General features: G+C 50.9%; 17 protein-coding genes, 1 tRNA gene and 1 other RNA gene. 2 read left to right on the top strand and 17 right to left on the bottom strand.

The features are described from left to right. Nucleotides 1-19: 19 nt before the first annotated feature. Both KGP24_RS08720 and ghrA read right to left on the bottom strand, forming a co-directional pair. Nucleotides 20-757, bottom strand: coding sequence for a phosphatase (locus tag KGP24_RS08720; RefSeq protein ID WP_223563042.1), 738 nt, complete (start codon nt 755-757; stop codon nt 20-22). 84 nt (nt 758-841) lie between these two features. Beyond that, the gene (gene ghrA / locus KGP24_RS08715; RefSeq protein ID WP_223563041.1) at nt 842-1,780 is read right to left on the bottom strand and encodes a glyoxylate/hydroxypyruvate reductase GhrA; all 939 of its coding nucleotides are present in this window, start codon (nt 1,778-1,780) and stop codon (nt 842-844) included. Nucleotides 1,781-2,012: 232 nt separating this feature from the next. On the opposite strand from ghrA, the gene KGP24_RS08710 reads away from it, so the two are divergent. Both KGP24_RS08710 and KGP24_RS08705 read left to right on the top strand, forming a co-directional pair. Further along, a tRNA-Ser gene (locus tag KGP24_RS08710) sits at nt 2,013-2,100 on the top strand. A 44-nt stretch (nt 2,101-2,144) separates the two neighbouring features. Next, a non-coding RNA gene (locus KGP24_RS08705) (RtT sRNA) lies at nt 2,145-2,282 on the top strand. Between the two features lie 576 nt (nt 2,283-2,858). Here KGP24_RS08705 and KGP24_RS08700 read toward each other — a convergent pair. The 15 genes from KGP24_RS08700 to KGP24_RS08630 form a co-directional block, all read right to left on the bottom strand. Then, entirely contained in the window at nt 2,859-4,205 is a 1,347-nt protein-coding gene (locus tag KGP24_RS08700) for a VasL domain-containing protein (RefSeq protein WP_223563040.1), read from the bottom strand. A gap of 35 nt (nt 4,206-4,240) precedes the next feature. Beyond that, on the bottom strand, nt 4,241-4,690 hold the full coding sequence (gene tssE / locus KGP24_RS08695) for a type VI secretion system baseplate subunit TssE (protein ID WP_223563039.1): 450 nt from the start codon (nt 4,688-4,690) through the stop codon (nt 4,241-4,243). 605 nt (nt 4,691-5,295) lie between these two features. Continuing rightward, nucleotides 5,296-6,090 (bottom strand): hypothetical protein, encoded by a 795-nt coding sequence (locus KGP24_RS08690; RefSeq protein ID WP_223563038.1) that lies wholly within the window; start codon nt 6,088-6,090, stop codon nt 5,296-5,298. A gap of 11 nt (nt 6,091-6,101) precedes the next feature. After that, nucleotides 6,102-8,513: a type VI secretion system Vgr family protein gene (gene vgrG, locus KGP24_RS08685; protein WP_223563037.1), complete on the bottom strand. Its 2,412-nt coding sequence runs from the start codon at nt 8,511-8,513 to the stop codon at nt 6,102-6,104. 4 nt (nt 8,514-8,517) lie between these two features. Continuing rightward, a complete protein-coding gene (gene tssJ / locus KGP24_RS08680) occupies nt 8,518-9,042 on the bottom strand; it encodes a type VI secretion system lipoprotein TssJ (RefSeq protein WP_223563036.1) in 525 nt (174 codons plus the stop codon). Nucleotides 9,043-9,075: 33 nt separating this feature from the next. Continuing rightward, the gene (gene tssG, locus KGP24_RS08675; protein WP_223563035.1) at nt 9,076-10,158 is read right to left on the bottom strand and encodes a type VI secretion system baseplate subunit TssG; all 1,083 of its coding nucleotides are present in this window, start codon (nt 10,156-10,158) and stop codon (nt 9,076-9,078) included. Beyond that, nucleotides 10,122-11,891 carry a type VI secretion system baseplate subunit TssF gene (tssF, locus tag KGP24_RS08670; RefSeq protein WP_223563034.1) on the bottom strand — a complete coding sequence of 590 codons (1,770 nt, stop codon included), beginning with the start codon at nt 11,889-11,891 and terminating at the stop codon, nt 10,122-10,124. Before tssF ends, tssG begins: the two co-directional genes overlap by 37 nt. A gap of 33 nt (nt 11,892-11,924) precedes the next feature. Continuing rightward, on the bottom strand, nt 11,925-15,557 hold the full coding sequence (gene tssA / locus KGP24_RS08665) for a type VI secretion system protein TssA (protein WP_223563033.1): 3,633 nt from the start codon (nt 15,555-15,557) through the stop codon (nt 11,925-11,927). Then, nucleotides 15,550-16,758, bottom strand: a complete 1,209-nt coding sequence (locus tag KGP24_RS08660) for a hypothetical protein (protein ID WP_223563032.1) — start codon at nt 16,756-16,758, stop codon at nt 15,550-15,552. Before KGP24_RS08660 ends, tssA begins: the two co-directional genes overlap by 8 nt. Nucleotides 16,759-16,760: 2 nt before the next feature. Next, complete coding sequence (locus tag KGP24_RS08655) at nt 16,761-17,024, bottom strand: PAAR domain-containing protein (RefSeq protein WP_223563031.1); 264 nt, start codon at nt 17,022-17,024, stop codon at nt 16,761-16,763. Nucleotide 17,025: 1 nt separating this feature from the next. Beyond that, complete coding sequence (locus KGP24_RS08650) at nt 17,026-17,232, bottom strand: hypothetical protein (RefSeq protein WP_223563030.1); 207 nt, start codon at nt 17,230-17,232, stop codon at nt 17,026-17,028. Between the two features lie 66 nt (nt 17,233-17,298). Continuing rightward, nucleotides 17,299-18,153, bottom strand: coding sequence for a hypothetical protein (locus KGP24_RS08645; protein ID WP_223563029.1), 855 nt, complete (start codon nt 18,151-18,153; stop codon nt 17,299-17,301). Between the two features lie 491 nt (nt 18,154-18,644). Further along, nucleotides 18,645-19,232, bottom strand: coding sequence for a hypothetical protein (locus tag KGP24_RS08640; RefSeq protein WP_223563028.1), 588 nt, complete (start codon nt 19,230-19,232; stop codon nt 18,645-18,647). After that, entirely contained in the window at nt 19,232-21,937 is a 2,706-nt protein-coding gene (locus KGP24_RS08635; RefSeq protein WP_223563027.1) for a hypothetical protein, read from the bottom strand. The genes KGP24_RS08640 and KGP24_RS08635 overlap by 1 nt, the downstream gene beginning before the upstream one ends. Further along, complete coding sequence (locus KGP24_RS08630; protein WP_223563026.1) at nt 21,938-22,408, bottom strand: DUF3828 domain-containing protein; 471 nt, start codon at nt 22,406-22,408, stop codon at nt 21,938-21,940. Nucleotides 22,409-22,442: the final 34 nt, after the last annotated feature.

Raw genomic sequence — 22,442 nt, 5'->3', positions numbered from 1 at the left:
TTATAATTCCATTACTCAATTAAAGATCGGCAAATTCGGCAATCGGTTCCATTCCGCGCGACTCGAGGAAATCGAGCATGCGGCGTGGGGTCACGTTCAGGATTTGCGCTTCCGGGAAGTTAACATCATTCAGCACCTTCAGGCACTCGTTGAAATCACCCAGCGTAAACGCGGTATGAGAGTCTGAGCCCAGCGCCACCATGCCACCCGCATCACGCACGGCGGCCGCCACGGCGCGACAGTTGGCTTCACTGCCCTTACGCGAGTGAACAAAGGAGGAGTTATTAATCTCCAGCGCCACGCGGTGTTTCGCTGCCGCCTTCGCGACAGCCTGAATATCAATTGGGTACCTCGGGTTGCCGGGATGGCTGATAATGTGCACATTGCCGCTGGCAATGGTGGCAATCATCGCCGCGGTATTGGTTTCTTTATCCTGAGGTGGGAAAACCGGCTCATGGAAACCGGCGAGAATAAGATCAAGTGACGTCAGCATCGGGCCGGTGCAGTCGATCTCACCGTCGGTATTTTTAATGTTCGCCTCAATGCCGCGCAGTATCCCAATGCCGTCCACCAGGCGTGGCCAGATCCGCATATTCACAAAATGCCAGTAGTGCGGCGCATCCGCCATGTCCGGACCATGATCGGTGATCGCGAACAGCTTGATGCCTTTAAGCTTCGCCTGGGCGATATAATCATGGAGGTTGCTATACGCGTGGGTGCTGGCGACGGTGTGCATATGCAGGTCAACGGGATACATCTCTCTCTCCTCTGCGGTTTTCCCAAAGGATAGCAGTTATCAGCGGCGAATATTAGCAAAAACCCGGCGAACGCCGGGTTTCTCTCAGTAGCCGCGCTGTCTGTCGACCTGTCCGGTGACCGGGTTACCCTTTTCCATTTCGCTGATGGTATGGGATATATACGCCACCGCTTCTGCCGGACGCGTCACGGCGGCCACGTGCGGGGTCATTGCCACGCGCGGATGCGCCCACAGTGGACTTTCCGCGGGCAGCGGCTCACGGCTATAGACATCCAGCATGGCGCCTTTTAGCTTTCCGCTGTCCAGCGCCTTCAGCAGATCGGGCTCGACCAGATGCACCCCGCGCGCCAGATTCATCAGGTAGCTCTGATCGACGAGCTGATTGAGCAGGGCTCCATTGATAATCCCTACCGTTTCCGCCGTGTTTGGCAGCAGGTTAATAAGCACGCGCGTCCCTTTCAGAAAGGCAGAAAGCTCATCAGTTCCGGCAAAGCTCTCTACGCCCGGATAATTCTTGCGGCTGCGGCTCCAGCAGCGCAGCGGAAAGCCCCACGGGGCGAGCGCTTCGGCCACTTTTGAGCCCAGAACTCCCGCACCGAGGATACCGATCGTAAAGTCTTCACGGCGGTACTCCGGAAGCGGTTCCCAGTGGGCCTGCTGTTTAAACACCTGATAATCATCGAAGCGGCGGAACCAGTGCAGCACTTGGCTAACGGCATATTCCTGCATCTGCTGGCCCATTCCGGTATCTTCCAGGCGGAACAGTGGGACTTCTTCCGGCAGCATTTCAGGGTGTGCCTTCAGTTTGCTCAGAATGGAATCCACGCCGGCTCCCAGAGCAAAAACGGCCTTCAGCTTGCGCCCCTGGAGCATTTCTACCGGAGGGTGCCAGACCAGCGCATAGTCAGCATGTTCATTATCGCCACGCTTCCACTCGCGAACGCGTACGCCGGGTAACGCCGCCGAAAGTGCGTCAATCCAGTAAGCGGTATCAAATGTAGGGTGATAGAAGAGAATATCCATGGTCATTCCTGCCTTTTATTGCGCTGTTTTACTTTCATTTTCAAGTGGATTGTCAGCATAACAAATTTATCAGGAAACCGCGTTGCTGATAAAAGAGGCGCTTTATGCACATTTAAGAATCATGTTGCCTGAAGTTTGTCTAAACGCGCTAAATTACTGAAAAAGTGAGTTGACGGCAGTTCGGCTTTTCCTTACATTAGCGCCCGTCCCGGCAACAACGGGATGACAATATGGTGAGGTGTCCGAGTGGCTGAAGGAGCACGCCTGGAAAGTGTGTATACGGCAACGTATCGGGGGTTCGAATCCCCCCCTCACCGCCATATTCAAGATGAGAGCTCGTACGAAAGTACGGGCTTTTTTCTTTTATATTCTCCGAAAAGGGGGGATGAGAATCCCCGACCGGGGTTCGACAACTGGCGACAGCCAGTTGGACAGACTGAGAGCGCAGTGAACAGGCTGCCCGAAGGGCGAGCGAAGCGAGTCAATCCCCCCCTCACCGCCATATTCAAGATGAGAGCTCGTACGAAAGTACGGGCTTTTTTCTTTTATATTCTCCGTTTTGAGTATATATGGCCGATACCTCAGTTCCAGCCATCAAATTATTCTCCCAGTCAGCATCCGATAGAAGATAATCCTTCCAGCCCATTGAGCGCAGAATGTCGATCATACAAGTAAACCGAAACAGTGTGCTCTGATCGGCTAACTCATCAGAACTTTATACTCCACCTTGCTGTAAAGCCGTGCAGCGTGCCCCTTCAGCTTTCCTCGCTCACGTAAACAAATAATGTCAGTGAAGAGGCGTGAGAGATTTCCCCTCGTTCCGTGCAAGCTTAACCCCTACGATGATGCACCAGGCAAGATGAGCCAGTTCAGTATCAGGACGCTTAGTAGTTAGCTCAGTTAATACTTTCTTCACGACTGTTAGGGGAAATTTTATGGCCGGAGATTAACGTGAAATTGGATGTTGGCGAACTGGCTAATTGAGGTCAAGCTTCGATACCTGGAATGGATACGGTAAGGTGTACGAAGCCATATGAAACTGCACTTCATCATTAACCGGTACGTTTGCACACAAAACCTATTCCAGTTTGCCTGATGTGGCCATCATGTAGGAATTGTTCAGCTGCCTGAGCTGAAGCTCTGCCCGATTAAGCAGGTCTCTGGACAGCGGTTGGTTCTGAGGAGGATTTTGCAGTTGCCTGATTAACTCTTCAACCGGCATGTTTTCGTTGAAAGATTTTGATATTGAGAACACGGCCGTTTTAAGCTCACTTACAGTCAGGTACTTACCCTTCTTCTCGTCGAGTTGATTAAGTCTGTCCTGAAGCATTTGAAGTTCAGATACCCCCTTGTACCAACCGGTCATGCTGGCATCGGGCAAAGCGTTGGCTTTCAGTTTTGACTGCCAGTCTGCTGACAATTTCTCTGCCAGCCTGGTGTTGGGGTAAAGATGACGGGTTTGCTCAACCAGTTGAGTTCCGTATTGTAACGGCCAGTATGGTGGAAGCATGCTTAGTTCGGTCAGTCTGGAATTAACTTTTTCCGCGTATGCATCGCTGGATTTAAGCCATGACGGGGCATCCTGGCGTAATTGATCGACAACCGGAAGAGGCATGCTGGCCGGTAAAGCTGCGAGAGAGTTGTTCAACGCAACTTCACCTGGGTGACTGAATAATTTCGGCACGAAATTAAAGGCGGCTATGCTCAGAACGCCAGCGGTTAAAATGCCGCTGAAATAAGCCATTAGTGGAGTGATTCTGATGGCAGGCTTTTTGCTAACTTCTATTTCAACTGTTGGTTCAGAATTAACTACATACACCCAGTGCTGACTATTCTGCTTTTCCGCCCTTACAGGCAGCACTACGTCCGTTAGATTATTCTCTATCTGGCCTGGGAGGGGATCGCTATTTTCCAGCCTGATGATGGCGTTATGCAGCATTTGACGGAGAGTATCAACTCCGCTTGCATTGTGAAGCTCAAGCCGCTGCAAGGCCTCCCCCGTGGAGCCCAAAAGCCTTATGCCCTGATTCAGTTCCGGTAAATCCGACCTCTGGAGTGATAGGGTTCGGAATAGCTGCTGAAGTCGCTTACTCAGGCTACTGAGTATTTCTATTCTGGCATGTGCAGAAGCGGGCCACATTGCGGACCATTGATAGCGTATCAGGGCATCCAGAATCGCCATACCTTCATTGAAGCCCTGTATACCTGCAAGTTGTGCTCTTGCCAGGGTATACCACGCTGCCGTTTGAAGTTCGACACCATTGGTATCGAATAGGTTTAATGCCAGCTTTTCAACATGCCCCCAGTCCACATCCGGGCGGGCAGGATGGGATAGTTTAGCGAGCTCATCACGCAATGCTGAATAATCGGGCATTGTGCGGGGATCACTCCCGGTCTTAAGGTGGCGTTCAGTTGTGTAGGACATTAATGAAATCCGTATCTAATGAGGGTATGAGTGGATTAGATAAATTGCTTGTTTTCCAGATGTTGCTGCTGTTTCAAATGCCTGATCAGCACTTTACCTTCAGGCAGAAACTCGGTGCCATACCGTACAAGTCCGATACCTCTCAGCTCCGCATCGATGGCGTAGCGCAACTCTCCAGGCACTTGCTGTTCGAGTAAAGTTACATTGAGGGACTGCAAGCGGGGTTCATACTTGAGCAGGACACCGGCCAGCGTATCGATCAGCTCGTGGGCTGTTCCGGGCATGCCTTGCAGAATTTTGGTCATATCCGGCAAACCATAATCTGGTAGATGGGATATGGTACCGGCCCGGGCGTTTAAAATTCGCTGGATGTTATCCAGTACGGATAAAATAACCTGGTCTTCTTCAGTTACAGCTTCAAGGGGAAGATCCCCTGCAAAGTTGCCAGTAAGAATTTCGTATAAAGATGGGGATTTTCTATCCATTTTTTAATTCCTGACTCCTTGCATGGTGAGAGAAATGTATTTAATAATCACTACCTAAAGATGATTTCCTATAAATTTATTGTAATTTTCTATCCAGCCAAGATATGAAGAATATCAAGAATATGACGCAAGCAATGAATAATGAAACATTCCTGAATGCTTCCATCTCAAAGAAGATGTAAACTGGATAAACAATTAGTAGAGTGTATTTAAAATGCCTTGCCGTTTTGGATATATGCGATTCTGAATGCACCTCTTTCAGCTGGCTATTAGATATAAAAATAAATAAGTAAGCCCAGAAAGCTGAAAAAACAAACAGCATTGCCCTATATGGAAAATCTGATTTATAGATCCCCCCTCCTAAGAACAAAATTGAACCTACCGCTATAGTAAAACCGATTATTTTATTGGAAGTAACCGCGAATATGAATATGCAAATTACAAGAATCAAATATAAATAAAAACCATAAAGATTTGTTGATATATTAATTTTGTGCGGATTGAAAAATTGGGAGTAAGTTAAAGAAATCGAAATGGTAATAACTCTATAGATCATACATGCTAACAAACCTAGCAGTAGTTTACTATTAAGTGAGTTAATGCTTTTATTTATTCCAGGTTGCATATTTATTACACTCTTCTGGTGTTATCGAATTACCTAATGTATCAGCCGGCGTGTCATTGTCTTGTTCAACAACCGTCACCGCAGGGTAAGTGCCATAACCAGATTTAATGCTATATGTAAATCTTTGACTTGCATATAAAGCCCCTCGCAGCACAAAGAAATTATCATACGTATTAGTCCTATCTGCAACATCAGTACGCTTACCCGTTCCCCATACCATACCTGTTTCTACTGTTGAGGGTATATTTTTTGCCATTCTATATGTGTCTACTGCGAAAGGTATTTGCCCAACGGCATCAGTCCAATATGGAATTTTATTTATCAATACAAGGAGATAACCTGCACCACCCGCACTGTTATTTTTCCAGTCGCCCTCACCTTCTGGACGGAAGGATAAAGGCGCTCTGTCGATAACGGAGAATTCCGCGATATCATTCCATGTAAATATTTTGTATGCTTCATTAACATAATCAGCTTCGTTAACAAAGAGCAATTCACGATAGTTATCTGCTAACGGCTCAAACCATTGATATTGAAAATTGTCATAAAGGGTTTGAGCCGTTAACATTGAAAACTCATCCTCTTCGGCACCTCGTAAAACAAATAGAACCTCACCGTTTTTTCTGGTGATAATTAAAACGTTTGGCACTTTAATGTCATGAGGTGTGCTGTCATTTTCTGGAGTAGTGTTTCCTTTTATACCCAGTTCAGTCTTTCCATCCTTTGTAACAATCAGATAGGGGGTTCCATCTATTTCAATATTTATTTTTTTCATGGTGTTATTGCTCAACTTACAAATATCCAATATTCATGTTCACTGTCTCTTTTGTCTATGTATCCATCTGTGCCGGAGCCAGAAAGTAATTCCTCTCCACCCGATGTTTCAACACGATAATTGACATTTGAAGAGAAATTTAACTTTCTGTCGTAATACTGAGTGATCATTGTCATCTGTTTCATTGACTCAATTGGTAGATCGGTTGCACCAGCAAACATAGTCCGCTTCACTTTGCGCAAATACGACGCAGTCGTGCCATATTCGACCTTCCCGGCCTCAAGCTTCAGGTAACTGCCTCCACCGATCAGCGTGATACGCTTTTTTCCGGCAAGCGAGATGTCACTCGCTGAGCTCAGCGTCAGCTTCTTCTCAGCAAACAACCGCAGGCTGGCGTTCTGCGCCTGCACATCCACCGGTCCTTCCGACGCCTTCAGGCTCAGCTGCCCCTCCCGCGCAAACAGCCCCAGCTTTTCCCCTGCCAGCGCCGTCATGTTTCCCATTGTTCCGGTGCTGATATCCCCGCCCGCATTAATGGCGACATTCTTCGTGGCCGTCATCTGCAGGTGCTCCCCGCTGGTCAGGGCCATTCCTTCCGGAGCGGACATCAGCAGCGCCTCATTGAGCGGCTTCAGCCGCTGCTCAAACATCGCTATCTGGCTGTCCACGTCCGCTTTCAGCGCCTGCGCCTGCTCTGCGGCGATTTCCAGCTGCTGCAGTTGCTGATTGAGCCTGTCGATTTCCTTCAGCGCGGCATCCATGTCCAGCGCATCACCCTGCGCTTTCGCCTGTGCATCCGCACTGACAAACAGCCCCTTCCCGGCTCTCAGGGTTCCCCGTTCATCGGTGCGCAGCTCTGTGCCTTTACCGCGAAGCTGCCCCTTGCTGTCCACCAGGTGCCCGCTGTTGAGCTGCGTCCTGCCGTATTCCGTGGCGAGCTTGATGTGCTCCTCACCGCGCCTGTCTTCCATCCGCAGCTTGTTGTTCGCGGGAGTTCGCAGCACGTTGCAGGTGTGGTTGTCCCGGTTCACAGGGTCAGGATGCTCAGAGTCGTGCAGCGCATACGCGATGTACGGCAGGTCAATATCGCCGTTGCTGTACGCAATCGCCACTTCGGTGCCGTCGATGAGCGGCGTATGCCAGCCCAGCGTTTCACCGGCATAAGGCTTTGCCATCCGCAGCCACAGGTAGCCGTAACCGGGTTCCGTCCCCTCCCGGTCGAAGTCCGGCTTCACCCGATAGCGCCCCTGCTCGTCCAGATGGGCATATATGTCGTTCTTCTCCCGGCTCTCAATTCGGGCCGGAAGCGTACCCGGGATGACAGGACGCGGGACTTCTACAGGACGGAAGCAGTATCGTTCGGTGTAGGGCTGGCCCCAGACCGACACGTGCAGGCGGGAATCACGCGCTCCCCGGAAGGTCACCAGGGTGAGAACAACACCCTCTTTCAGGGCCGTGATGACGTCGCCCTGCGGCTCCAGAACCTGCCCGGGCGCGAGGTGTGAGGCGTTGCTGAACAGGTGGATGCGGGCCGATTTGTTCAGTTCCCGCTCGTGATGAAGCCGGGCATAAAACGCGCCGGACTCGGTTTCCGGCTCCGGGTCGCTGTCGTCGCCTGCTTCCCGGTACGGCTCTTTGTAGCGGTAGTGTTCGCCCGTCGTCACCGCATCACTGCGCACGCTGACCGTGGCATCCATCGGCGTGGTGGCGGTCCGGTAGCTGTAATCCCGCGTGGTGACGGTCCCGGTGGCAACCTTGTGCCAGGTCCGCACGTCCCAGACCGATTCCGCCGCGCCGTCGAACAGACCCGAGGGCTCGCTGTAGGGCAACTGCACGTCAAACTGATAGTTCAGCTGGCTGTCGGCAAAAATGTACGTATCCAGACCGCGCACGTCGTCCATCATCGTGCGCCAGTAAATCCCCACCTCGGACAATATACGCTGAATGAACTGCAGGTCAGTTTCCCGCCACTGGGTGATAATTTCACGCGGCGGGTAGGTGCGCTCCAGCCTGAATTCAAAATCCGCACCTTCCAGCCCGTGTTTGCGCAATACCTGCTCCACCACCTCCGGGACGGACTGGTTCTGAAACACGGCGCACTGCCGGGTATATCCCAGCAGCGCCAGGCGGGAGCTGAGCGTGAGCCGGTAGCGGGACTGGTCTTTCGAGGTGGACAGCCATTCCAGGCGGGTCACCATGCCGTGAACACTTTTGCCGCTCCGCATCCGGAAAGAGGCATACTTCATCAGGACCTGTTCCGGGGGAATGTTCGTCTGCGGCGTGGTGAACTCGATGTCCCATCTGAACGGCTCGCTCAGTGCTTCCCTGCCGTAGAAGCGCAGGACATCCGGCTTCACTGAGCTGTCATTGATATCCAGAAAATATCGGGTCTGTCCGTCAAAAAGCGCTGACCAGTTATCCATCACGTCACTCCTTCACCGGCACGAGGCTGAGCCAGCCCTCACCCAGTTCAATCGTACGGGGTTTATCCGGGTCGAGGTCGTCACGGGTCAGCACCAGGCGCCAGCGGTTGTCCTTCTGATCCGGGCGGTTAAATAATCCCACCACAGCCACGAACTGGGTTTCTTCATCCATGGGAACATTGAGCGTAATGCTGCCTTTTGGCATCACCAGCAGCTCTTTTGATGCCAGCACGTCGTCCTTAAGTACCGTATCGGCCTTGCGCAGCAGCGTCTGGTAATTTGCGGCATCAACCGCCTTACGATCCCTGAGCTGATAGACTCTCACCATCGTCGCCAGCGGCGTCTGTGCGCCATCGGCGTTGATGGCCGTTCGCGGGGTAAAATCCAGATGCAACGTTTTAATTTTCTTGTAGAAGATGGATTTCGTGATGCTGACCGTACCGTCCGTGACGGTCTGCGTCAGACCGCAGCCTGCGAGCAGGCTACAGGCAATAAGCGTCAGCGCCCACCAGCGTGTTACTGTTGCCATTCAAAAGTTCCTTTATTGACAGGGAATACGTGATTAGTCGAAGCGGTAGCGCCCGTCTTGCGCAGGAGGTAAAACAGAACATTGCAACCCTTCATAGCAACCCAGATTGACAGTCAGGCTCTCCCGGTTGTTGCTAAGTTTTCCTGCTTTCAGCCCCAGCAAACCGGTTCTGCCCAGCTGAATACGCCTGCCTTTCCCAAAGCGGGGCTCAGGCAACAACCGCACGGGTACAGTGAGGCGCAGCCGGGCGTCGCTACGGTAGCCAAGATAGACGCGCAGCAGGACCAGCAAATCGGTATGAAGGACTCCACCGGGTAACCAGCCTTCCGCCTCGACCGGATCTTCTGTCTCCAGTGTCACCAGGACCCGACTGCATGCTTCCTTTGCCGTTTTACCCAGCGTGGCCCGCTGCGAAAGACGAATGCGGTTTTTGGCCCCCAGCCCACTGCGGTTATCGATATGGACCTTAACCGGATCGGGTTCGGTGATAATGGCCCGGGTATTCGGCGCGAGCAGGCTCACCAGTGCCCGGATGCCTTCTGCATTGCGGGTGGGTAATCGCATGGTGCCCAGCAGGGCCAGAAAACGGGAAACCGGCGTTGCCACCTGTTCCGCCGTGCCTGGTATACCGAGTCCCACCAGCCCCAGCAGACACTGAGATGTGGCATCACGGCCACCTGCCTCGAAGGTCGCCGGCCAGGCGTATTTTCGCCAGATCCGATAGTACTGGGTGGTGATGCGGTGGCTGAAAATATCCAGAAACGAGGTGACCGCCTCGTGCCCTTCGCGGCGCTGCGCAATGTCGTCCAGCCAGGACGTTGGCAGAGGGGAGTCCACGCCATACATCCCCAAAAATGTCGTACGGACCGTTGGGGGCAATGTCGGGTTGTCTTCGTCGGTCTCCACCGCTTTCAGGGTACTGACCGGGAAACCCATACCAGGCCAGGGCCTGAATCGAACCGGATCATCGCCCGGGTGGCTGGTGGAGCCCAGTTTCGGCGCGTCCGGATTTTCCTGTTCCAGCAGCTGGCAGAAACGATAGAAATTGGCCCGCCAGATATCTTTGTTAAGGGTCAGCGTCAGCCCGGTACGTGCTGGCTGTGATTCTCGCGCCATCTCAGTCGTTTCCCTGTCGGTTGCAGCACCAGCGTGAGCTGGTTAAAGAGGTGAATATCGGCATAGAGCGCGAAGAACCGGTGCAGCATTTCGCCGAAGAGATTCACATCCCCCTCGCCTGCAAAATTATCCATGTTCAGCGTGACCTCTATGTCCACGCCCCGGAGCATAAAGCCCTTCTCAAAACGGCGGATCAGGGTGTGCTTCACGGCGACGATAGCTTCAAGCCGACGTCGGTTCATTTCATCGTCGGTCCAGTCGTACAGCGCCAGTGTCCCTCGCAGGACCTCCGGATTGTCCATCATGCTGAGGAAGTTTGAGCCGAGGTGGCTCATCACCCGCCAGTGAAAACGGTCATTTGCGGGTGGATACAGCGGCATCGTCGGTGCTGTGACGTTCAGTACCCTGACGGGCACCTTCCCGGTTTTGACCACCCTGTCCAGCAGGGTACTTTCCAGCGCCTTACGCGGAAGCTGGCCATTGGTACCGGTTATTTGCATCGAGAGGGATTCTGGTTTATCGGACAGCTGCTCCAGCTCGAAAGAACGCCCCCCGAGAATTAGCCAGGTGTCATACAGGCCAGAAGGGCCGCGTTTCACGCGGGTGTGGTAATAGCGTTCAGGGGCATCGTGGCGCATCATACCGCCCCGGTGCCGGAAGCTGGTGAAAGGCACATAGGGGTGTTTGCCATTCTTCACCGCGCCATGGATGTTATCGACGCTGTAAATCTCGGTGTGACCATCCTGAAGACGCAGCGGCCTGAGCAGGTATTCGTTTTCCAGCGGGTTAAGGGTCAGCGGATCGGCTTCCAGGGTAAAAAGATTGATGACCGGCGCACAGTGCAGCCGGAAGTTTTCCGTCTCAAAAGGTAGGTCGGAGGACCAGGCTTCACTGAGCACAATGTCGATTTCAAACCAGGAGCTGGCCTCCGTGAGCCCGATGGCGTCGAGACCGCGAAGTTCAACAAACATGAATTTCGGACGGAAGCTGAAATACTCCAGCAGCAGCTGGTAACCACTGAAGGCTGTTTCTGCTTTCTTCCACAGGCCGTCATTGTCGTCAAAGCCCATGGGTTTGCACCAGCCATCAAACTGATGACGTTCAGTATGCGTCCCGGCATGACGCGCATACATGGCATGTACACGCCGGGTCATTGCCAGATGCAGCGCAGAGCTAACCGGACTCTCTGCGTTTAGAAAAATGGCGACCTTGTCGATCCCGGCTTTACTCCAATCCACTTTTTCAGGGCATTCGAAACGCAGACGGATAGCAGAGCGGCCATCGGTTTCAGTATGGAGGCGAGCATCTGCAAGGTGCAGCGGTTGTAGCGGCACATCGCGAGTCGTGCGGTACTGACAGGCGGTTTTACGCGGCCCGACAGGACGAGACAGAATGGAGAAGCCTTCAGCCAGCATTTCGGCCTGACGTAGACTACGCCAGTCAGGGGAGAACTCGACGATGGCCAGCGACGGGATGGTCCGCATATAGTGTGGCCACAGCAGACTCACCAGCCCTTCGGTCAGTTCAGGCAGGTCATCATCCAGCTTTTCACGCAAACGGCCCATCAGGAAGGCAAAGCCTTCAAACAGGCGTTCCACATAGGGATCGCGTGCGCCGGGTTTATCCAGATTAAGCATTGCTGCCCGATCCGGATGGGCACGGGCAAACTCTTTACCGGCTTCTCGCAGGTAGCGCATCTCTGCTTCGTAATAGCGCAGGGTTAAATCATCCATGCACGGCATTCCTGAAAATTATTAAAGAGAACATTAGCCACAGAGCACCATGGCACGAGCCGGGTCAATGGCGATCAGACCCGCCAATAGCGTATCCATCTCAGGCATCAGACGGGCTTTATCTGATTCGCTGCGACCGGCTTTCAGGCGCAGCAGTTTCAGGCGGCGAGCCTGGACTTCAAACAACAGAGCGGGTTCCCAGTCTTCCAGCGTCAGCTGTGGTGCGCTGCTGGTCAGTTCGCCAAGCAGATGAAGCGCCATTTCGTTTCGGCCATACTGCTCTGCCACACGTGCCATCAGCAGGCGTGTCAGCCAGCGATGGCGCGGTGTGTCCATTCCTGGCCGGGACTGAAGCCAGGCAAGCGCCGCTTCGGGACCTTCCGCGTCGCCCTTTTCCATGGCTTCGGATTCAAGAAGCAGCACATCGTCGGCCTGACTATTAACGACGGCGGCCGGTTCATCACCGTACAGAAGGCCTTCCTCATTCACTTTTTCAGCGATCCAGGCGGTGGTGACTTCATCAGCGAAGGGGGTGCCGTCATTCCATGCCAGCCCTTCAAGGCCCGGGAGGCGTTTAAGTAACAGCCGCAGATCGAGAAGGACGGAGTCAGCCCAGTTTTCCCAGGGCTGACCGGCATGGCTGAGCCCCTGCCAGAGATACCACTGGAGGTCGAGCCAGAAATGATTGACCCCCTCGCAAAACATCTGGCTGGCCTGCTCAACCAGTTCAGTCCAGTTTTTCTGAAGGTAGAGCCGCTTGAGTTGAGCCCGGTACTCGGCCTTCGGCGGTACCAGGCGGCTGCGCCCGCTACTGTCCAGCGGAGGGATCTGATCGACCGTATCCCACCGCACGGTCTTTATCAGCCGGTGAGAGGCAAGCCAGCCCTGCGGCTGCTCGCTCAGCCAGCGGGAAAGTAACCTGGCCTGGTCGAGTAAATCGCGGCCCGATTTCACGGCTGACAGTTGCGGTGAATTTGAATGGCCCGATTCACGTCCCTGCTCCTGGGCGCTGCTGTTCTGGGGGACCAGCGCCTCCATACCGCCTGAGCGTGCCAGGCGGTTTTCCAGTGCAGTACACAGGCCAGCCAAAGAAGGCTTTTCAGCTTCCGGCCAGTTGGCAACGGCAGACTCATAATCGCGGGTATCCGTCAGGTCGATGGCTTTACCCTGAAACACGGTCTGGGCCAGCATCTGCGACATAGCCTGCGGATCCGGGGCGCTGGTGACCTGCTGAAGCTTCAGTCGCACCTGGGTAACACGGGCGAGCCAGGACTGGAAGCTAAGGTTACCGTTGGCACCGGTGCCCTCTTTACCTTCCATCAGACCCATCAACGGTCCAAATACCCCATCGAGCGGGCCTTTAGGGCCCCGTGCCTGTTCAATAAATTGTCTGGCATTTTTTTTCTGACCGATCAGCTTTTTCGCTGAGTCCACTATCGAATCTGCCAGTGCCTCACCCTTCTGCCCAGTTTTTCCCTGCCAGGCCAGCGTGTTCATCAAAGCCACCAGCGGTGACTGGCGGACATCACCGATCAGATTGAGCTGGGCAATCGCTTCAGAAAGTGACGTAGCTTCCTGCCACTGAATGCTGTTGACCATGTTCAGCCAGGCATTACCAAAATCGGTAAAATAGCGTTCTGTCAAGCGGGATTTTAGCGCCTCCGGGGAGATATCGCTCCCTGTCTGGTGCGTCTTATCCGTCAGTACCCAGTCAATTTCGTCACGGCGGGTTTTGACGACCTCGTTAATCGCATCCTGAACCTGCTCTTCCCAGGCCTGACGTGTAAACATCCCCGGGACGACTTCGTCAGTGCTGAATACCGTTGAGGCATCGGTGTCACCGGTCATATCTGCAAGCGTTAAATCAGGCCAGTTGCTGGCAACGCGCTTCAGCATGTCCTGGTATAACCCGGATTCAGCGTTACGCTGGCCTATCTGTTTGAGCAGGATCTGACGGACCGTGCTGATTAATTCCGCGTCAGGCTTAATTTTCCATTCCGGATGCGCCGGGAGGTTCTGCGCATAGAAGCCCAGCAGTTTCGGTGCGAGGTCCTGCCATGTGCCATCCGGTACATTCTGACGCTTCGGCCAGGCTACCAGTACGTATTTTGCCAGCCAGCTCGCGTCCGATTTATCCGGGCGGGCCAGCATCAGATAACTTTTGAGCACGTCATAGGTGTGCTGTGTACCCTGCGTACGGGCATCACTGGCAGGAGGCAGTTGCACAAACGCATTCAGCTGCTGCCTGAGATAATCTGCGGTGGCATCCCTCATCAGCTGTGCGTTGTTTTTCGCATACAGCGGCCAGAGCGCGGCCAGCGTGTCGCTGTCCTGATTAAGACCAAAGCGCGTGTACCACGGAGCGCCGGTCGCCTCACGATGTTGCAGACGGGCAATTGATTGCTGGAGTACGAGCTGGTTGTGGAGGCGTTCGGCGAGTGGTTTTGCAGTATCCGCTGCCTGCCGGGCTGTCTCCTGCGCCTGATAAATCTGAGCCCGGTTAACGATGAGAGACAGCAGAGTACCGGCTCCCCATAAAAGAATCAGGGAAAGCAGGAGTAATCGCAGAACCTTCAGCCAGTTGAAGCCCAGCTTTCTGCCGCTGACGGCATCACAGTCATCAATGACAGCCTTCCATGTCGGGGTGTCGATACGTGTGTTCGGCATCGTTCCGGCAACGGCCAGTTCCGGACTGAACATGACCCCGCGTAAGCGCCATGCCGCAGATCCCTGCATCAGCCCGCTGAGTAAAACGGTCAGGCTGGCCTTCAGTTCGTGTCGCAGGCGCGAGGACAACTGAAGCAGGCCGTCATGTGCCGGATTATTCAGTATCTGTGCCATACCGGCTTTTTGCAGACGTTGCGCCAGTGTAGAAAACGCTTCACGCGCCCCTTTGACGGTGCCTCCCGGGCCAAAAATAACCCCTGCGGGCGTCGTTTCCGCGTCCGGCTGAGCGCCTGTCGCTTTGTCTGTCTGCCACAGCCAGACAGGCGCCTGCCACCCCAGCAGATGGTCTGCTTTCTGGCGACAACGCAAAAAGGCATCCCGTTCGCTATCAGTTGGGAGGGTTGAGATATTCATCACCTGAATGATTCCATCCACAGGGCGGTTGGAACGAAGACGCTTCAGTTTTGCAAGGAAAATCTCATCCGGCAGGGACTGAGCATCACCGCCATAAATCAGTACGTTGCCGTCGCCTTCCTGCCAGAGGTCATGACACAGGCCCGGGGCAGCTTTGTGAACATCGTCCTGGTTGCCCATCACCAGCAGGAGACGCACTTTACGCTTCCAGCGACGTCCATAGCGAAAGCGCAGGTGTTCGGACACGACGTCTTCGCTGAAAACCGGTTCATCCTCGTCTTCTTCACTGGGAATGGTGTTCGTCACCGGAGTGATACTCTCAGCCTTTTTCTGGCCCCACTGGAAATACAGCCCGGATTTACCGGCGAAGTCGAAAGCCTTCTCTGTCAGCCAGCCGAGTAAAAACATCGCGGCAACCATAATGGCGCAGAATGTGAGTATGCGCTGGCCGTCATAGGGTCCGAAGCCGGTGGCTGAGGCCACATTTTCCGGAAAGGCATAAAACAGAAATGCCACGATGACTGTCAGGAAAAAGGCGACAGTCACAACCGAGCCGATGAGAGTTTTTACTTTTACCTTAGACATTCTTAGGCGATTCCTTGCGAACTTCTTCTTTGGTGATGACGGCGACCCAGATGTCGTCCTTGTCAGCGACGGGTTGTGCGGCGATGACCTGCGCCCCTCGTTGTTCAACGTCAGCATTGGCTAGCGTGATGGCCAGCCATGGAGCAGCATGGCCGGTATAGCCAAGCACGGGATCGATACTGGAATTGTCTTCTGAAAGGCTAAATTCCACGCCGCTCTGCTCGCAGGCATTATTCCAGCCGCTTCCAGAGGTCAATGTAGGACCGGAGATCCAGCTTCCTTTGAGTTCATCGGGGCTGGTCTTAGCCCAGAGCAGCGCCCGGGTGAGTGTCTTTGTGAGCGTTGTTTCTGTTCCCCTTTCGGGGCGACTAAGGCGGAGTGCATCCGGCCAGGCGTGGGCTTTGCGGTTGCTCAATACCACCATCGAGACAGCATCAGCATCTTCTTCCCGGGGAGACGCCGGTAACGACAGCGTGATGGCAACCAGAATGCCCGGGGTGTCCCATCGCTTGTCCAGCCAGGTATCAAACGCCCCCAGCCCTTTTCCGGCCATCAGGCGAAAAATCCTGCCCGTCTTGAGTGAGAGATCGGCTTTAAGCTGCTCTTCAAACAGGGGATACAGATCGTTATCACAATCCAGCACCAGCCAGCATGGCAGCTCGGGCGGAAGCGGCTTAACTATCCCCGCTACACGTGTGGTCAGTTTATTAACCGCTGCTTTCAGGGCCTTCGTTAAATCTGTCTGATATTCTGTTAATGCCGCGTATCTGACCGGTTTGTCACATCCTCTCGGGTAGGAGAAGTCGATAGCCGGGGCTGCGACTTTCATTGCCTTCAGCAGGTCATCGGCGTTGTTTCCGGCCGGAGCCTGGATGTGCGTACCGAGGATCCAGGCGCAGCGCTGACCGCGCAGAATTTCACTGTCAATAAGCGCTTCTCGCTCGACATTACGGGACTCGGCCCCCACCTGTTCGGCTTTGTAGGCAAACCGGCGTAAGCCGAAAATAAGCCCCCAGGTACAAAACGGGAGGCCCAGCGCGGTGAACCAGAAGACAAATCCGGTTCGCTCTGATGTCCAGCACCATAGCGTGAGCGCAATGCCCCCCAGCATGACAAACGCGAGGAAGAGCAGCCAACGGCCGGTGCCGGGACGCGCAGCCTTAGGAGCCTTTTCAGGGATGGCATCCAGCCAGACGGGCATAATCAGGCAACCTTTGCTGCGGCAAATGAACTGATTAATGTGCAACCACAGGCACATTTGTGACCGTGAAAGGCTACCGGTATACCATGATCAAGGTAATTAGGGTTTCCTTCTACGATGGTTGTTGGGCCATGCCCCAGAACCGGGCAGGACACTTTGTCGCCTTTGCGGGCAACGCCGATACCACCAAATTTCATCGTTTCAGAAGCGGTCAGTACAGATCCGCCGTGGGATGTTTTATCGCCTTTTCTGATTATCTGAAGCATTTTATTCCTCTCCAGGGATAGGTATCCCCATATTAATTGATGCTACTTTGTTAGCTTTTAGTGTGAAATCCAGATACATATCACCTAACGTGTAACTGATTTTTTCAGGTGTTATTTGTGCCTGATTAGCAGGATAGGCTTTAAAAAGTTTATCAGCTGGGTCGCCTACTTTTATTCCACGTAACGTAGAATGCGCTGGGGTTTCCAAGTTAATTGCTAGCCATCATTAATTGTATATTTTCTTGCGACATATAATTACATTGAATACTTTATTCTACTGTCTTGGCTCTGTAGGGTAATCATTGAATGATATTGATTGAATAATATTTTTCGAATCCAGACAAAAGTTTAATCTCATATCAAAATACTGATAGTACCTGCACTGGCTGAATCTATCTAATCGGCTCTCATTTCCATACATCGAAACAACCTTATCCCAGCCATCACCTACAGATACCCCTCTAACTGTTTTGTGTTTGTTATCAAAAAATGAAATCTCAGATATAAAGGTATCGTTAAAACCTGTTCTTTTTTCAATAATGCTATTAGTTTGAGAAATACTTACGCTCACCCCCTGAATAAACAGCACCCAAGTTTCAAATCCTTTATTAAAACCGTGGCTTTCTGGTTCAGGAACATTGAAACCCTTTTCTTTAATCCATGCATCAAGTTCTGGTGTTGCTTTTCCTATAAGACTTATCTGGCCTTCAGGCATGTCCCATTTGAAGTCATTGTACGATAATCCATTAACAGAATCACTATCTGGGATTATGTTCTCTTTCTTCACCCAACCATCAATTAATTCACTATTTTTATTTATGTAGTTTACATATGAAAAACCATTTTCATCTCTATATTTAAGTAACTTTTCGTTATTAATAACAAAAGTAGTGGTCTTGCATTCCTCTTTGGGGAGTGAGTAAAAATAAACTCTCTTACTTGAATCCGCCGATTGGACTTTTTCCGGAATTGGAGTCTGATGTTTATTATAGGGATAATAATTCGGGCCGCCGGTACAATGTTCAGCGGCAGTGCCTCTGAATGCTATTGATGACAAGATTAATATACTGACTATTTTTACGTAAAAACCTCTCATTACACCCCTATACAGCATAGTATTATTACTCACTTTTGTTTTCTTCTGATGGGCCAATGCCTGTACCTGTTTCCACCAAACGGTCGGCTCTCACCCAACCTTCAACATCTTTCCCATCCTTAGTGAAATACATAATATATGTATAATCGCCGAAATCAGCGTAAGCATTTACTAAGTCGCCAGGGATGATGAACGTATTGATTATTCAGCACTTTTCACTCGGGGCGCTATGGAAATAAATACGCCCTTTCCCCGAGGCTTTATATCCTGACTCGGAACTTTGAATTATTGCTCTTTCATCATCCGCCTTTGTAGACAATTTTGAACAAAAATCATTAGCTTGACTGGTGAATGACAACAAAGAAAATAGAAATGCAAATAAAATTTTCATTATATAACCCCCTGGCTTCTCATGACAGCAATTAATGAATTGGCATAATTTGGATCAGTTGCATATCCGGCTCTTTGTAAACCACTGTCCATTCTATGGGATCGCTACTGTTAAATAATGAAGCATGTGTTTCTTACCAGGAGCTTTTAAAGTCAATTTGTCTCAGTGAGGCCAACTCAACCCAGCCTGTAACAGTAGTCCCTGACTTTGTTTGATAAGACACTTTGGTGTATTTATTCTGTGTTTCAAATCGCTTAACATAATCTCCATTGACAATGAAAGTGTTTGTCTGTTTCATTCCGGAATCAGTCATCTCAAAAAAGTACACACGTTTCTTACTTTGAACCTGATAAATAACCTCACCTGAAAGACAATACTTTTGAGCTTTTTCGTATTCATTGTTATAGGTCAGTTTAATTGGCTTTTCTGGATCAATAGTGGTGTTAAGCAACTCTGCTTTGCTTTTGTTAAATAAAACCCATCCAATCGTGCCTGTACCATCTGTATCAACCACTAATTTTGCTCTTATAATCGAATCATCATCTTCATCGATTATTAAGTTTACTTTGTTGGGATTTATATTCCATTCACTAAATGGATAGTTGCTGCTCCTCACTAACTCAGTAAAATATGAGTAGCACTGTTCCGGGCTTGCAGCAAAAGACATGGACACCGGCAACAACGAAAGTAATAGAGCCGTTATTCTTTTATAAGTCTTCATTAACTCTCCCCTTTGATTTCATCTACAAAAGTATGCCTCATTCTCGAAATGGCAGTTCTATAATATTCTTGCACTGTAGGATTTCGGGAGTGCCAGTTAGCCCAATTACCGCCATTTCGGTTTATATAGTCAACTTTATATTCCATAGCAGCAAGAACTGATGGGAATATAATGTACCCTTTTTTCCTGCTTGTAATTTGCTGATTGCCGCCCTGGCCACTTAAGCCTTTATTCTCGAAGGCCCACCAAACGCCAATTGGTGAGTATTCTGGATGGCGTGAGAATAGAGATTCATTCCAACCATAACCTGGCGGCTGAGGGTTGTTACCAGACACTTCCATACCACCTGCACCACAGCGTTTGTACTGTGTTGACTGAAAATGCCCCGTCTCATCTCGATAGAGCTGCTCGATTGTTTTAGCCATATCGTAGCCGTACTCTTTATAAATAGTTCTTAGCGCCTCTTTAGCATCTGAAGGGGTGTAATTTCTATATATAGAAACTGTTTGTACTTTCAAAGAGCCAAGGAAAAATATTGGATGCATATGCCATAACGAGGGGCCCAGCTTCTCCGTGGTGACATCCTGCATCCATGCCATTTTATCAAGGAAATCTTCGCTGTATTTCTTCCATTCTGGTGCATCTTTTTTCAACGCATTCAGGAACGGTTGCCAGATAGCATCGCCTTTTTTGAAGTACCAGTCGCTTGGGTGTTTTACGATTGTTTTCTGAATAACGTCACGATAATCAGGATTATGAAGTGCTCTCCAGTACTCCATTGGAGAATAGCGGTCGCTTCCGCTGTCAATTTTATCCAGCAGGCGCTGATAATTATGCTTCACGAGAGCATGACTGGTCCGCGTGTCTTCGGTCGCGGCCTGATAGAGTGAGTCGATGAGGTTACGGAAGAATCCAGTAGGTTGGTTTTTCCCATCCAGATAATCAAAGCTGGAAGGTTCTGCGGTTTCAGTTCTGAAGCCCATCTTTGCCAGATCATACTGCGACAACAGTTGAGGCTCTGCCTGGCCTTTGGGGACGTAGGCATTTTCCGGCCGCAGCTGCCAGTATTCCTGTTTTGTTGATTTATCCGTTTCAGTTGTGACTTTGCTCAACGGAAGAATGCCTGTCCGAGTTGTTGACGTCGTACCCTTTGAGAAGGTTCCTTTCGCGACATCTTTTGTGTACAGAGCAAGGCCAGGAGAATACTTCAACCAAAGCGGGTTTTTCTCCCCCACTTTTTCTGGGTTGGTCAGGAATTTCTCCAGATTATCATCCATGCTCGTGCATTCGATATGTACCTGGTATCGTGCCTCATAACCACCATCTTTTGGTGCCTGATAGTAGCCCATGTGCCCAATCGGGTCACCGGCCTTAATAGCAAATGGTGAACTGAGACTTACCGTTTTATCGAATACCATGACTTCCTTTGCGGGAGGAAACAAGTGTCGCCACCAGCCTGGACCGGCCCCCGGCGCTGGCTTAAGATTGTTGTTATCCACAACAACCCAATAGCGCTGACCAGGTGTGAGGGTACTGCTGGTTTCTTCTGGTAATCCTTTCAGTGTCACAAGACCATATTTTCGCTTGTTATTTCCTGTGGCGTTAAGATTGCTGTCTGCAGGGTCCCACTCGACTCTTGCCCCTTTAGGCATGTGTCCGGCAATTTGTGGAGAAGTTTTATCTGAAGTCAGTTTCGCAGTCAGCCAGTCCATTTCAGAATATGCTCTTAGAGTATCCTGAATGACCCACTGATTTTCTGCTTCAGCCTCATAAGCTGAATACGGCGCAAGATGCATATACAGAGTGTAGAAATGCAGCCCGCTGGATTCCTTCTCCCCCGGTTGAATAAAGTGTTTAGCCAGCACAAACGAACCGGAAAAGCTAAGCGGACCTGATTCCCATGCAAGCGTTAGGTAATCCTTGCAGATCCGATAAGCAACCACTTCACCGTCAGCCATGCAACGTATAGCCTGCTCACCTTTAAAAGCAACCGGAAAATCGAATGCCTCCAGTGGTGCTTTGCCACTGAGAGCACACCACGGAGTCGTTGCATGTGTGATATGTATACCACCATGCCACATCCCGCTACGGCCAATCGCGTACTGTCCGGTTGACTCCCCGCCCAGATGAGCGAGTATTGTTTCCAGGTTACTGAATTCTTTCCCTCGGTCGTTAGAGGGTATTGGCCAGACAATGTTGATCTTCCCTTTTTGGGTTTTAGGAGAGCGTTGGGTTGCACTATCGCTGTCGGAATAACGATATAGCTTATAGGCTATATTTTGGTCGCGGTATACCTGAGCTGGATAAAACCCCCTTTCCTGGATAAAATCAGATACCCAGTGTGTACCATTAAACATCGCCATATGACCATGTACATGATGTGGCGCTGCCTGAATTACGACAACATCCCCCGCTTGCTGATCAGAAATTGTGAATACACCGCCACTACGAACTGTTGTGACGTTATCAACAACTTTAAAGTTATTTTCAAGCAGCCACGGGCCATAATTTTTAGCTGATTCAATTCCTGAATTTTTTGCAGATGCCCCTCCAGCGATTAATGCTTTTTTAACATAGCGGGCACACTTTGACTCGCCATATTTAAGTTTTTTATCTATGCCATTTTTGAAATTTTCAGCGTTAATTTTCGCCCTGGCCAGAGCTTGAGTGTTTAAAACACTAACTGCGACATTCTTGTCCAGCATTTACTCTCCCCCCTCTGCTTGTCGAGGGCAATAAATACTGCTATGGGATATGGGCTTAACAGAATCCATTAACCAGTTACCGTTTTCTTTAACCAGATTAACGGCATACAGGGATACGGCTTTACCATATCCTAATGTTAGCTTCACTTGTGCGACCTGGTCGTTCCCTGAAACAGCTTCCACATTAATGCTGTCTTTCCATTCTTCACATATATCCTGAGCGTCGACAAAATAATCAGCACCCGATTCATCATTATCCCGCAGACTTCTGAGATGTTCAGTTGTATATTCAAAAATAGCTTTTTGGGTTAGTTTATCAGCTGATTCCATGTCAGGCATTTCAGACGCAACAAGGTAATCATGATAAAAACTCGCAACAATTTGCCCTGGCATTGAACTATTGTTCGTTGAAGCTGAGGCTATATTGGTCACGCAGAATAAGCAGCAAGCAAAAATAATCTTCTTCAACATGAAAATCACTCCGTAGATATGTTGGTATTTGTAT

The organism is Enterobacter sp. JBIWA008 (assembly GCF_019968765.1).
GTDB lineage: Bacteria > Pseudomonadota > Gammaproteobacteria > Enterobacterales > Enterobacteriaceae > Enterobacter.
Note: the sequence above shows the minus strand (reverse complement) of the source record. Positions and strands in the feature narration are given on the sequence as shown.